This window comes from Streptomyces bambusae (assembly GCF_019400985.1).
Classification (GTDB): Bacteria; Actinomycetota; Actinomycetes; order Streptomycetales; family Streptomycetaceae; genus Streptomyces; species Streptomyces bambusae_A.
This window is the reverse complement of the sequence record NZ_WTFF01000224.1, coordinates 1-12,349: the sequence shown is the minus strand read 5'-3', so window position 1 is coordinate 12,349 and position 12,349 is coordinate 1. Positions and strand designations below refer to the sequence as shown.

11 protein-coding genes are annotated in these 12,349 nt (G+C 72.7%); 8 read left to right on the top strand and 3 right to left on the bottom strand.

From position 1 onward, the window contains the following. Nucleotides 1-108: 108 nt before the first annotated feature. Entirely contained in the window at nt 109-2,223 is a 2,115-nt protein-coding gene (glgX, locus tag GPJ59_RS25705) for a glycogen debranching protein GlgX (RefSeq protein ID WP_219670075.1), read from the bottom strand. Nucleotides 2,224-2,483: 260 nt separating this feature from the next. Here glgX and GPJ59_RS25700 point away from each other — a divergent pair, with 260 nt between their 5' ends. Then, nucleotides 2,484-3,749, top strand: coding sequence for an SAV2148 family HEPN domain-containing protein (locus GPJ59_RS25700; RefSeq protein ID WP_219670074.1), 1,266 nt, complete (start codon nt 2,484-2,486; stop codon nt 3,747-3,749). Nucleotides 3,750-3,864: 115 nt separating this feature from the next. Next, nucleotides 3,865-4,608, top strand: a complete 744-nt coding sequence (locus GPJ59_RS25695) for an exonuclease domain-containing protein (protein ID WP_219670073.1) — start codon at nt 3,865-3,867, stop codon at nt 4,606-4,608. 43 nt (nt 4,609-4,651) lie between these two features. On the opposite strand, the gene GPJ59_RS25690 is transcribed toward GPJ59_RS25695, so the two are convergent. Continuing rightward, nucleotides 4,652-4,891, bottom strand: coding sequence for a hypothetical protein (locus tag GPJ59_RS25690; RefSeq protein WP_219670072.1), 240 nt, complete (start codon nt 4,889-4,891; stop codon nt 4,652-4,654). A 126-nt stretch (nt 4,892-5,017) separates the two neighbouring features. Between GPJ59_RS25690 and GPJ59_RS25685 the strand changes: the two genes are divergently transcribed. Together GPJ59_RS25685 and GPJ59_RS25680 are read left to right on the top strand one after the other, a co-directional pair. Further along, nucleotides 5,018-6,172 (top strand): sensor histidine kinase, encoded by a 1,155-nt coding sequence (locus GPJ59_RS25685; RefSeq protein WP_219670071.1) that lies wholly within the window; start codon nt 5,018-5,020, stop codon nt 6,170-6,172. Between the two features lie 16 nt (nt 6,173-6,188). Then, nucleotides 6,189-6,857, top strand: coding sequence for a response regulator (locus GPJ59_RS25680; protein ID WP_219670070.1), 669 nt, complete (start codon nt 6,189-6,191; stop codon nt 6,855-6,857). Between the two features lie 7 nt (nt 6,858-6,864). Here the strand turns inward: GPJ59_RS25680 and GPJ59_RS25675 are convergent, their stop codons facing one another. Continuing rightward, entirely contained in the window at nt 6,865-7,722 is an 858-nt protein-coding gene (locus tag GPJ59_RS25675; protein WP_219670069.1) for a phosphotransferase enzyme family protein, read from the bottom strand. A gap of 130 nt (nt 7,723-7,852) precedes the next feature. On the opposite strand from GPJ59_RS25675, the gene mgt reads away from it, so the two are divergent. From mgt to GPJ59_RS25655, 4 genes are all read left to right on the top strand, one after another. Next, entirely contained in the window at nt 7,853-9,100 is a 1,248-nt protein-coding gene (gene mgt, locus GPJ59_RS25670) for a macrolide-inactivating glycosyltransferase (RefSeq protein WP_374200900.1), read from the top strand. A 49-nt stretch (nt 9,101-9,149) separates the two neighbouring features. After that, nucleotides 9,150-9,716, top strand: a complete 567-nt coding sequence (locus GPJ59_RS25665) for a DUF1697 domain-containing protein (RefSeq protein WP_219670067.1) — start codon at nt 9,150-9,152, stop codon at nt 9,714-9,716. A 112-nt stretch (nt 9,717-9,828) separates the two neighbouring features. Beyond that, nucleotides 9,829-10,986, top strand: coding sequence for an RNA-guided endonuclease InsQ/TnpB family protein (locus GPJ59_RS25660; protein ID WP_219670066.1), 1,158 nt, complete (start codon nt 9,829-9,831; stop codon nt 10,984-10,986). 218 nt (nt 10,987-11,204) lie between these two features. Further along, nucleotides 11,205-12,206 carry a ketopantoate reductase family protein gene (locus GPJ59_RS25655; protein ID WP_219670065.1) on the top strand — a complete coding sequence of 334 codons (1,002 nt, stop codon included), beginning with the start codon at nt 11,205-11,207 and terminating at the stop codon, nt 12,204-12,206. Nucleotides 12,207-12,349 lie beyond the last annotated feature (143 nt).

Below are 12,349 nucleotides of genomic sequence, written 5' to 3'. Positions count from 1 at the left end.
GCCCCCTGACGCGCGCCGCGTACGCCGCCCCTGACCCGCGCCGCGTACGCCGCCCCTGACGCTGACGGCCGCGTACGCCGCCCCTGCCCCTGACACGGACGGGGCCGCCTACGCCGGCCGCTGCAGCACCGCCAGACTCCGTCCCGTGAGCGTCACCCGGTCCCCGGCCCCGTACTGCGGCCCGGAACCGGGTGGCAGGACCTCCTCGCGGGCCGTGTCGACCACCAGCCGCCACCGGTCGCCGTGCCCGGCCGGAAGCGTGAACTCCTGCGGGTCGGCACTGACGTTGAACATCAGCAGGAACGAGTCGTCGGTGATCCGCTCCCCGCGGCTGCCCGGCTCCGAGATCGCCTCGCCGTTGAGGAACACCGTCAGCGCACGGGTGTTCTGCGCCTGCCAGTCGCGCGCCCGCATCTCCTCGCCGTGCGGGGTGAACCAGGCGATGTCCGACAGCTCGTCGTGCGTCCCCTCCACCGGCCGCCCGTGGAAGAACCGGCGCCGCCTGAACACCGGGTGGTTGCGCCGCAGCCACACCATCTGGCGGGTGAACTCCAGCAGCACGGGCGCCGGTTTGCCCGGGTCCGGCCACGGCACCCAGGACAGCTCGTTGTCCTGGCAGTACGCGTTGTTGTTGCCGCCCTGGGTGCGGGCGAACTCGTCGCCGTGGCTGAGCATGGGCACCCCCTGCGACAGCATCAGCGTGGCGGTGAAGTTCCGCATCTGGCGGGCCCGCAGCTCCAGGACCTCCGGGTCCTCCGTCGCGCCCTCGACCCCGCAGTTCCAGGACCGGTTGTGTGCCTCGCCGTCCCGATTGCCCTCCCGGTTGGCCTCGTTGTGCTTCTCGTCGTACGAGACCAGGTCGTGCAGGGTGAAACCGTCGTGGCAGGTGGTGAAGTTGATCGAGGCCAGCGGGCGTCGGCCGTCGTCCTGGTAGAGGTCCGAGGAGCCGGTGAGCCGGCCGGCGAACTCGGCGAGAGTGCGCGGCTGGCCGCGCCACAAGTCCCGTACGGTGTCCCGGTACTTGCCGTTCCACTCGGTCCACAGCGGCGGGAAGTTGCCCACCTGGTAGCCGCCCTCGCCCAGGTCCCACGGCTCGGCGATCAGCTTCACCTGGCTCACCACCGGGTCCTGCTGCACCAGGTCGAAGAACGACGACAGCCGGTCCACCTCGTGGAACTGCCGGGCCAGGGTCGCCGCGAGGTCGAAGCGGAAGCCGTCCACGTGCATCTCGGTGACCCAGTAGCGCAGCGAGTCCATGATGAGCTGGAGCACGTGCGGGGAGCGCATGAGGAGCGAGTTGCCGGTGCCGGTGGTGTCCGTGTAGTAGCGGGGATCCTCGGCCAGCCGGTAGTACGAGGCGTTGTCCAGCCCCCGGAAGGACAGCGTGGGACCCAGGTGGTTGCCCTCGGCGGTGTGGTTGTAGACCACGTCGAGGATCACCTCGATGCCCGCCTCGTGCAGGGCGCGGACCGCCGACTTGAACTCCAGCACCTGCTGCCCGCGGTCGCCCGAGGCATAGCCGTTGTGCGGGGCGAAGAAGCCGATCGTGTTGTAGCCCCAGTAGTTGCTCAGCCCGTCGTCCACGAGCCGGTGGTCGTGCACGAACTGGTGCACCGGCATCAGCTCCAGGGCCGTGACCCCGAGCTTGGCCAGGTGCCCGATCACCGCCGGGTGCGCGAGGGCCGCGTAGGTGCCGCGCAGCTCCTCGGGCAGGTCCGGGTGGCGCATCGTGAGGCCCTTGACGTGCGCCTCGTAGAGCACCGTGTGGTGGTACTCGGTGCGCGGCGGCCGGTCGTTGGCCCAGTCGAAGTACGGGTTCACCACGACCGAACTCATCGTGCGCGGGGCCGAGTCGAGGTCGTTGCGCGAGTCGGGGCGGCCGAAGTGGTAGCCGTACACCTCCTCGCCCCAGGCGATGGACCCGCTGATGGCCCGGGCGTACGGGTCCAGCAGCAGCTTGGCGGCGTTGCAGCGCCGGCCGCGCTCCGGCTCGTACGGGCCGTGGACGCGGAAGCCGTAGCGCTGGCCCGGCATGACCCCGGGCAGGTAGGCGTGCCGGACGAAGGCGTCCGTCTCGCGCAGTTCGACGGCCGTCTCGGAGCCGTCGTCGTGCAACAGGCACAGTTCGATGCGGCGGGCGGCCTCCGAGTAGACCGCGAAATTGGTCCCGGCGCCGTCGTACGTGGCGCCGAGCGGGTACGACTGCCCCGGCCAGACCTGCATAGATGCTTCTCTTCCACTCCCGAGCCGGTTCCGGTCTCGTCTGCCGTACCAGATCTTCCCCGAAAGAGCGGCGGAGCGTGCGGACTTGGGATGGTCCCACCGGGTGACCGCGCGGAGCCGATATGCGGGTCAGCGGACTATGCGCGGATCGGATAATGGGTCAACCGGCAGCCGGTGTAAGGGCCATCCGGCTGCAACGGGGCTCGGGCGCGGAGTACTCTTCCTTGATCACTGGAGGGGTAGCGGAAGGCGGTGCACGGGTGAGCTCGGGAGGTCTGGAGCTGCCCCCTGGTGACGGCGGTCACGAGGGCGGCCCGGCGGCGGACGCCCCTGGTGGCGGCCCCGGCGGGGTCGCGGCCGGGGCGGTGTCCCTGGCGGGTCCGGCGACGGCGGGGAGTACGGCGACCGGCGTCGAACTGGACTGGGGCGCGGACGCCTGGACCGAGGTCCGTACCCGCGCACAGCGCGCGGGGCGTGCGTACATCTGGCTGAACCTCATCGAACAGCGGCTGCGCGCCGTCGTCGGGGCGGTGCTGCGGCCCATCTACGAGCCCGTGCACGGCGAGGACGACTGGGTGGTCGCGGCCGCCGGCCCCGCCGGGCAGGAGTGGGTGCAGCGGGCCGTCGCCGTACGCGAGGTCAGCCGGCGCAAGGGCTATCTGCTCGACCCGGCCGACGACAACGTGCTCAGCTTCCTGACCCTGCCCCAGCTGCGCGAGCTGATGGTCCAGCACTGGCCCTGCTTCGAGCCGTACTTCGACGACCGGCGCGAGATCGAGCTGGCGCTCGACGAGCTGGAGGTCACCCGCAACGTCGTCTCCCGCAACCGGGCCCTGTCCCAGGCGGTCCTGTCCCAGGCCGAGCGGGCCTCCGCCCGGCTGCTGGAGGTGCTGGGCGGCGGCGCGGGCAGCCCCTCGGCGGACCGGCTGCCGATCGACGCGGTCGAGGACCTGGTGGGCGACCGGTACGCCGACGTCGTCTCCGTCCATCCCGACCGGGTCCGCCTGCAGCGGCAGCTGCCGGCGGAGGACCTCTTCGGCGGGGCCCGCCGCCTCGACGCGATCGGCATAGGCCTGAACCTGCTGGTCCAGAACTACTCGGGCCGCAGGCTGGTCAGGCTTGTCGAGTCCGGCTGCCGGGTGCGGCTGCTGTTCCTGAACCCGGCCAGCAGCGCGGTCAAACGGCGCGAGCGGGAGCTGGGCCTGCGCAAGGGCGAGCTGAGCCGCTCGGTGGAGATGAACATCCTGCACGTGCGCCGGGTGCGGGCCGGCCTGCGCGACCCCTCGGGCTTCGAGATCCACGTCTTCGACGAGACCCCCCGCTTCACCGCCTACGTGGTGGAGGGCGAGTCCTCGGGCATCGCCGTGGTCCAGTCGTACCTGCGGCGGGCCCGCGGGATGGAGGCGCCCGTGCTGGTGCTGCGCGGCGGCGGCCGGGGCGTGCCCAGGGACGCCGACCACGGCCTGTTCACGACGTACCGGGAGGAGTTCGAGTCGGTCTGGCAGGACTCCCGGCCGGTGTCCTGACCGGCCCGGGCGGGCGGTGCCCGGGGACCCCGGCCGGACGGGGTGTCAGTGGCCCGTGGCAGGCTGAAAGCCGTAGTCCGGCAGTGGCCGGCGGAAGCGGGGGGAGACGTACGCCATGGGGGAGTGGCACAGGGGAGTACTGGTCGGGTTCGACCTGGAGACGACCGGCACGGAGCCGGGGGAGTCGCGGATCGTCACGGCCGCGGTGGTCGACGTGCACGACGGGGAGGTGCGCGGGCGCCGGACCTGGCTCGCCGACCCGGGCATACCCATCCCCGAGCAGGCGTCGGCGATCCACGGCATCAGCAGCGAGCGCGCCGCCGCACAGGGCCGGCCGGCCCGGGAGGTCGCCGACGAGGTCGCCGCCGAGCTGGCCGAGTGGTGGCTCGCGGGCGCGGTGGTCGTCGCGTACAACGCGTCCTTCGACCTGACCCTGCTGTCGGCGGAGCTGGCCCGGTACGGGCTGCCGTCGCTGGCCGACCGGCTGGGCGGGGCCCGGACGGGGCCGGTGGTGGACCCGCTGACCATCGACCGGGCGGTGGACCGCTACCGCCGCGGCAAGCGGACGCTGGAGGCGGCGTGCGCGGTCTACGGGGTCCCGCTCGACCACGCGCACGACGCGGGCGCCGACGCGCTCGCGGCCGTCCGGGTGGCCCGGGCACTGGCCGAGCGCCACCCGCGGGTGGCGGAGCTCGACCCGGCCGAGCTCCACGACCGCCAGGGCGTCTGGTACGCCCGCTGGGCCCGGGACTTCGAGGCCTACCTGCGCCGCCAGGGCACCCCGGACGCGGTGATCGACCCGGCCTGGCCACTGCGCGCGCTCGCCCCGGCGCCGGCCGCGGCCCCGTCACCGGCGTAGCCCCTGGTCGGCGGGACAGGCCCGCGGGCCCCCGCGCCGTCGGTCAGGCGCCGGTGCGGCGGGACAGCGAGTCGCCCGCCGCACCCACCGCCACTCCGAGGACGAGCATGACGGTGTAGCCGTAGACCTCGTAGCCCTCCGGTACGAGGTGACGCACGAAGCCCATGAAGTGGATCCAGTCGAGCCACTCGTGCAGGAGGCCGCTCGCGCCGCCGACGACGAGGACGAAGGAGAGCAGGCCCGTGAAGGCGGCGAGCGGCGGTTTGGGGGTGTTGGAGGTCATGCCCCGACGCTAGGCGGGCCACTCGGCGCGGGGGATCGGTCCGAAGGACCCCGCCAGTCGTACTTAAGTATCCGATGCCGTCCGCGGACGCCCGGCCGCGGGCGGCCCCGCGTAGATTCTCCGGACATGCGCCACATCCACCGCACCCGCCGGGACTGGGCCACCGACCTGGGGCTGGTCCTCTTCTCCGCCTTGTTCGCCGCCGTCAGTTCGCAGTCCATCCCGGTGGTGGAGACCCTCGACCCGCGCTGGCGCACGGCCGACCAGATGGCCGGCGGGCTCGCGTGCGCCGCGGTGCTCCTGCGGCGGCGCTGGCCGGTCCCGCTGGCCGTGGTGCTGATCCTGGCCGGCACCCAGGCGCACTACCTGACCGGCCCGGCCGTGGTGGCGGTGTTCACGGTGGCCGCGACGCGGCCGTGGCGGGCCACGGCATGGGTCGCGGCCCTGATCTTCGCCCCGCTGCCGGTCTTCCTCTGGCAGCTGCCGGACATGCCCGAGGAACGGGCCGGTCCGGCCGTCACGTACTTCGCCCTCCTCGCCGGAGCGATCGGCTGGGGGCTGTTCCGGCGCTCCCGGGAGCAGCTGATCGGCTCGCTCCGGGCGCGCGCCGAACTGGCGGAGGCGGACGCCGAGTCCCGGGCCGAACGGGCCCGGATGGAGGCCCGCGAGGAGATCGCCCGCGAGATGCACGACGTCCTCGGCCACCGCCTGTCGCTGCTGAGCGTCCACGCGGGAGCCCTGGAATTCAATCCCGGCGCCCCCAGGGCGGAGATCGAGCGGGCGGCCGGGGTGATGCGGGAGAGCGCCCACCTGGCCCTGCGCGACCTGCGCGAGGTGATCGGCGTACTGCGGGCGGGATCCGGGACGGGCGAGGACGAGCGACCCCAGCCGGAACTGCCGGACCTGGCCCGGCTGGTCGAAGAGGCACGGGCCGCCGGCGACCGGATCGAGCTGACCGGGCCCCCCGACGGGACCGCGCCGGCGCTGGCGGGACGTACGGCGTACCGGATCGTGCAGGAGGCGCTGACCAACGTGCGCAAACACGCGCCCGGTGCGGCCGTCGACGTGCGGGTGGCCGGAGGACCGGGGGAGGGGCTGACGGTGGAGATCGCCAACGCCCGGCCGCCCGGCGCCCCCACCGGGGGCCCGGGCGACAGCACGGACGGGGGCCAGGGGCTGATCGGGCTGGCGGAACGGGCCCGGCTCGCGGGCGGCGAACTGACCGCCCTCCCCGTCGACGGCGGCTTCCGCGTGCGGGCGTGGCTACCCTGGCAGGGATGATCATGAGGAGGCGCGGGTGATCCGGGTACTGCTGGTCGACGACGACGCGATCGTCCGCGCGGGGCTGCGGCTGATGCTGGGGGGCGCCCCGGACATCGAGCTGGTCGCGGAGGCCGCCGACGGGGCGGAGGTCCCGGGGCTGGTCGCCGCGCACGGACCCGACCTGGTGCTGATGGACATCCGCATGCCGGGGGTCGACGGGCTGGCGGCCACGGAGGCGCTGCGGGCACGGGCCGGCGCCCCGGAGGTACTCGTCCTGACCACCTTCCACACCGACGCGCACGTCCTGCGGGCACTGCGCGCCGGTGCGGCCGGATTCCTCCTCAAGGACACCCCTCCGCAGGAGATCGTGACGGCGATCCGCACGGTCGCCGCGGGGGACCCGGTGCTCTCCCCTGCCGTCACCCGCCGCCTCATGGACCAGGTGGCGGGCGGATCGGGCCGCGACCGCGACACCCGCGCGACCACCGCCCGCAACCGGCTGGCGCTCCTGGCCGAGCGCGAGCGGGAGGTGGCCCTGGCGGTCGGGCGGGGCCTGTCCAACGCGGAGATCGCACGGGAACTCCACCTGGCCCTGCCGACGGTGAAGACCCACGTCTCCCGCATCCTGACGCGGCTCGACCTCAACAACCGCGTCCAGATCGCCCTCCTGGTCCACGACGCGACCGCCCCGGAGGGCCTCTAGAAGCCTCTCAGAAGGAGTGCCAGCGGACCTCGGGGGCGCGTTCGCGCAGGGAGGCCACGCGGCGGCGGAACTCCGCCAGGGCGCCGGGGTTGCTCCGGGCGTGCTGCGAGATCCAGGCGCAGCTGGCGGTCTCGCGGGCGCCGCGCAGCAGTGCGCAGCCCGGCCAGTCGCGCACGTCCCAGCCGTAGGCGCGGACGAAGGCGTCGTACGCCTCGTGCGGCAGCCCGTACCGGTCGCGGGACAGCGCCATCACCACGAGGTCGTGCTCGCGCAGGTCCGACGAGACGGTCTCCAGGTCCACCAGGACCGGCCCGTCCGGGCCCACGTGGACGTTGCGCGGCAGGGCGTCGCCGTGGATCGGCCCCGGCGGCAGGTGGGGCGTCAGCGAGGCCACCTCCGCCGCGTAGGCGTCCCGGCGGGCGCGCAGGTACGCCGCGTCCGCCGGGTCGACGGCGTCGCCGGCCAGCCGCAGCCAGCGCTCGACGCCGGCCAGCAGGTCCCGCCGCGGCAGCTCGAAGCCCTGCGGCGCGGGCAGGGCGTGCAGCTGTCGCAGCAGCAGGGCGAGGTCCTCCGGGCCGGCGGGGCGGACCGGGTCCGGCAGCCTGTGCCACAGGGTCACCGGGTGGCCCGCTGTCCGCCGCGGCTTCGGTTCGGCCGCGCGCACGGCCGGGACGCCCATCTCCGCGAGCCAGCCGGCGACGGACAGCTCGCGTTCGGCCCGCTCCAGCAGCGCGGGGTCGGCCCGGCCCACCTTGACCACCAGATCCCCGGTCGCGAAGACCGCGTTCTCCCCCAGGGCCAGCAGCGTGGCGCCGTCCGCGAGGCCGGTGGCCGCCAGCACCTCCCTGGCCTGTGCCTCGTCCATGTCGTTCTCCGGGTCCGGATCGTCGTGAATGCGCCAAGTCTTTCATCCCGGACCGCCCTCCCCTTGACGCGCCATCAGGCCGGCGGAGCGGGGACGGGGCATCGGCCCGGCGGCGGCCCGGGGTGGCGTGATCGCGCCTAATCGGTTGCACGAGACGTATCGTCTCGTTATGTTCAATTCCATGACCTCACCGCGCCGCCCCGCCCACATCGCCATGTTCTCCATCGCCGCCCACGGCCACGTGAACCCGAGCCTGGAGGTGATCCGCGAGCTCGTGGCCCGCGGGCACCGCGTCAGCTACGCCATCCCGGCCTCCTTCGCCGACACGGTCGCCCGGACCGGCGCCACCCCCGTCGTCTACACCTCCACCCTCCCCACCGAGCCCGACGCGTGGGGCACCGAATTCATCGACCAGATCACGCCCTTCCTCGACGACGCGATCCAGGCCCTGCCGCAGCTCGCGGCCGCCTTCGAGGGCGACGAGCCGGACCTCGTCCTGCACGACATCACCTCCTACCCGGCCAACGTGCTGGCCCGGCGCTGGGGAGTCCCCGCGATCTCGCTCTCGCCGAATCTCGTCGCCTGGGAGGGCTACGAGGAGGAGGTGGCCGCGTCGGCGTTCGCCGAGCTCAAGGCGTCCGAGCGCGGCCAGGCCTACTACGCCCGCTTCCGTACCTGGCTGGAGGGGAACGGCATCGCGGACGACCCCGACCGCTTCGTCGGCCGCCCCCGCCGCGGGCTCGTCCTCATCCCGCGGGCCCTCCAGCCCAACGCCGACCGGGTCGACACCACCGTCCACACCTTCGTCGGCGCCTGCCAGGGCGACCGGTCCGACCAGGGCCACTGGCAGCGGCCGGCCGGCGCCGAGGGCAAGAAGGTCGTCCTCGTCTCGCTCGGCTCCGCCTTCACCAAGCAGCCCGCCTTCTACCGCGCCTGCATCGACGCCTTCAAGGACCTGCCCGACTGGCACGTGGTCCTCCAGATCGGCCGGTTCACCGACGAGGCCGACCTCGGTGAGATCCCCGCCGACGTCGAGGTCCACCGCTGGGTGCCCCAGCTGGACATCCTGGGGCAGGCGGACGCCTTCATCACCCACGCGGGCGCCGGCGGCTGCCAGGAGGGGCTGGCCACCGCCACCCCGATGGTCGCGGTCCCGCAGGCGGTCGACCAGTTCGGCAACGCCGACATGCTGGTCGCCCTCGGCGTGGGCCGGCACGTCCCGATGGACCGGGCCGACGCCGCGACCCTGCGCGAGGCCGTACTCGCCCTGGCCGCCGACCCCGAGGTAGCCGCCCGGGCCGAGGCCGTCCGCAAGGACATGGCCGCCGAGGGCGGCACGCGCCGGGCGGCCGACCTGATCGAGGCGGAACTGAGGTGACGCACCGACCGCCGTGGCGGTGTCAGTGGGCTGCTCTACGGTTCCTGCCATGACGAAGAAGGCTGCTACGACGAAGAAATACGCGGCGCTGTTGCGCGGCATCAATGTCGGCGGGAGCAAGAAGGTCCCGATGGCCGAGCTCCGCGCGGTCATGACGGAGCTCGGGTACGGCGACGTGGCGACGTACCTGCAGAGCGGCAACGCCGTCTTCACTAGCCCGGAGCAGGACACCGGCCTCCTCGCCCGGGAGCTGGAGCGGGCGATCGAGACCCGCTTCGGCTTCCGGGTGGCGTGCCTGGTGGTCGACGGCGCATACCTGCGCGCCGTCGCCGACGCCTGCCCGTACCCGGCGGCCGAGCTGGAGGGCAGACAGCTGCACGCCACGTTCCTGTCGCAGCAGCCGGCCGAGGACCGCTTCGCCGCGATCGACGGACAGGCCTTCCTCCCCGAGGAGTTCGCCGTCGGCGACAAGGTCGTCTACCTCTACGCCCCCGAAGGCCTGGGCCGCTCCAAGCTCGCCGAGGCCCTGTTCCGCCCGGCCGTGCTCAAGGGCATCGACGCGACCACCCGCAACTGGAACACGGTGGCCAAACTGGTCGAACTCACCGGCGACTGAACCCCGCTGCCGGATAATCGGATGTGCGGGTGTGGACGGCGCTTCTTCCCCTGCGGATGTCGGGGTCTGGTTCCCATCTCGGTGCAATAGGCGCGATGCTACGGTGATCGGTATGAAGGTCGTGGTGCAGGTCAAGCTCACGCCGTCGCCCGAGGTGGCCACAGCGCTTGAAGCGACCCTGCGTACGGCCAACGATGCGGCGAACTGGCTTGCCGGTGAAGCGCATCGGCGGGGCGAGACCTCGCGTAAGGCGTTGCAGGGATTCGCCTACGACGATCTGAAAGGGCGGGGTCTGTCGGCGCAGCCTGCGCTGCATGTGCTGCGCAAGGTTGCCGACGCCTACACCACTCTGCGAGCGAACATTCGAGCCGGAAACCTGGGCAAGCCCGGGTCGAAGCGCCGGGCCAAAGCGGAGTCCAAGCCGATCCACTTCCGCTCGGACGCGGCTCAGCCGTACGACGACCGGTGCTTGTCGTGGCAGGTGGACGAGCAGACCGTGTCGATCTGGACCACGGCCGGGCGTCTGCGCGGTGTTCGGTTTTCCTGCTCGGAGCAGGCCCGCAAACTGCTGGCCGAGCACCGCAAGGGCGAATCCGATCTCGTCCACCGGGACGGCATGTGGTTCCTGATCGCCACGTGTGAGATCCCCGAGGCCGAGCAGTACGAGCCGATCGACTTCCTCGGCGTGGATCTCGGCATCGTCAACATCGCCACCACGTCCGACGGGAAGATCCACGCCGGACGCGAGCTGAACCGGTACCGCAAGCGACAGCTCGCCCTGCGGGCCAAGCTCCAGAAGAAGGGCACCAAGTCCGCCAAGCGGGTCCTCAAGCGGCGGCGCCGCAAGGAGCAGCGCAAGGCGACCGAGGCCAACCACATCATCTCGAAGCGCATCGTGACCGAGGCTGAACGCACCGGGCGCGGGATCGGCATGGAAGACCTTGCCGGTATCCGCACCCGGGTACGGCTCCGCAAGCCCCAACGGGTCGCGCTGCACTCCTGGGCCTTCGCCCAACTCGGACGGTTCGTGGAGTACAAGGCGCGCCGCGCCGGGGTTCCTGTTCTCTTCGTTGACCCTGCCTACACCTCGCGCATGTGCGCGGAGTGCGGGCACACGGACAAGCTGAGCCGCGTCTCTCAGGGGCGGTTCGCGTGCCGGTCGTGCGGATTCGTTGATCACGCAGACCGCAATGCCTCCCGCAACATCCGCGCTCGCGCGTGGGAGTCGTGGCGAAGCGGGGCGGAGTCACACGCCCCAGCACCCGTCTAGGGTGCTGGACGGAGGAGACCACCCAGCCGCCAGTTGGGCTCTACCTCCAAGCCTGGCCCCTTAGGGCCGGGTAGTTGACAGGCAGAACACATCGATCTCACATTGATCCGCGACTCTTAAACGCCGCCGGTGTGCGCAATGGGGTGGCACTCAGGAGCCCGGGAGCTGGATATGCTCCCGGGCCCCGTCACGTTCCGGGACGTCGGTAGGCTCGGGCCATGCGGTACATCATCATCGGCGCGGGCGCGGTCGGCGCCACCATCGGCGGACGGCTCGCGGAAGCGGGCGGCGAGGTCGTCCTCGTCGCGCGCGGCGCCCACGCCCAGGCCCTGCGGGAGCGGGGCCTGACCCTGACGACCGCTCAGGGCACCCGGGTGCACCGGCTGCCGGTCGTCACCCGGCCGGCCGAGCTCGGCGAACTGCGCCCGGACGACGCGCTCGTGCTCTGCGTCAAGACCCAGGACGCCGTCGCCGCCCTCGACACCTGGGGCGACGCCGAGGTCGCCGGCGGCGGCACGGCCGCACAGCGGCTGCCGGTCTTCTGCACGCAGAACGGGGTCGAGGGCGAGCGCCTGGCGCTGCGCCGCTTCGACCGGGTCTACGGAGTGTGCGTCTGGCTGCCCTCGGACTTCCTCCAGCCGGGCGTGGTCTCGGCGCTGTGCGCGCCGCTCACCGGCATCCTGCACGTGGGCCTGGCCGCCGGCGGCGCCGACGAGCGGGCCCGCAGCTTCGCCGCCGACCTGGAGAAGGCCGGCTTCGAGGCGCCGGTCGTCGAGGACGTGATGCGGTGGAAGTACGCCAAGCTGCTGGGCAACCTCGGCAACGCCATCCAGGCCACCACCGGCCCCGAACCCGATCCGGCGAAGGCGGCGCTGCACCTGCGGGCGATCCGCGAGGCGAAGGCGGCGTACGCGGCGGCCGGCATCGCCTACGCCTCGGACGCGGAGCAGTCGCAGGCGCGCGACGGGAAGGTCGTGTCCCCGCCGGGGGTGCGGGGCGGTTCGTCGTGGCAGAGCTTGGAGCGGGGGACCGGGTCGATCGAGGCGGACTATCTGAACGGGGAGATTTCCCTGCTGGGGCGGCTGCACGGGGTGCCGACGCCGGTGAACGAGGTGTTGCGGCATGCCGCGAACATCTTCGCCCGCGAGGGGCTGCCGCCGGGCTCGATGTCCATTGCGGACCTCACGGCCTTGGCGGACGAAGCCGAAGCCAGGGGGTAGGGCGGGGTCCGCTGCGCGGGGCCTTTCCCCCACCAGCCCCCTCTCCCAAATGGGAGGCCGCCCAGGACACCCCCCCCCAAAAACGCGCGGGGGGGGGGGCGGTGACTATTCATAACCTGAACCTCCCGAGACGTGTCTCTGAG

Bases quoted from the DNA above. Each gene is read 5' to 3' on its own strand.
- GPJ59_RS25660 (WP_219670066.1), top strand. From the start codon at position 9,829: ATGAAGGTCGTGGTGCAGGTCAAGCTCACGCCGTCGCCCGAGGTGGCC.
- glgX (WP_219670075.1), bottom strand. From the start codon at position 2,223: ATGCAGGTCTGGCCGGGGCAGTCGTACCCGCTCGGCGCCACGTACGAC.
- GPJ59_RS25665 (WP_219670067.1), top strand. From the start codon at position 9,150: ATGACGAAGAAGGCTGCTACGACGAAGAAATACGCGGCGCTGTTGCGC.
- GPJ59_RS25695 (WP_219670073.1), top strand. From the start codon at position 3,865: ATGGGGGAGTGGCACAGGGGAGTACTGGTCGGGTTCGACCTGGAGACG.
- GPJ59_RS25675 (WP_219670069.1), bottom strand. From the start codon at position 7,722: ATGGACGAGGCACAGGCCAGGGAGGTGCTGGCGGCCACCGGCCTCGCG.
- GPJ59_RS25655 (WP_219670065.1), top strand. From the start codon at position 11,205: ATGCGGTACATCATCATCGGCGCGGGCGCGGTCGGCGCCACCATCGGC.
- GPJ59_RS25690 (WP_219670072.1), bottom strand. From the start codon at position 4,891: ATGACCTCCAACACCCCCAAACCGCCGCTCGCCGCCTTCACGGGCCTG.
- GPJ59_RS25685 (WP_219670071.1), top strand. From the start codon at position 5,018: ATGCGCCACATCCACCGCACCCGCCGGGACTGGGCCACCGACCTGGGG.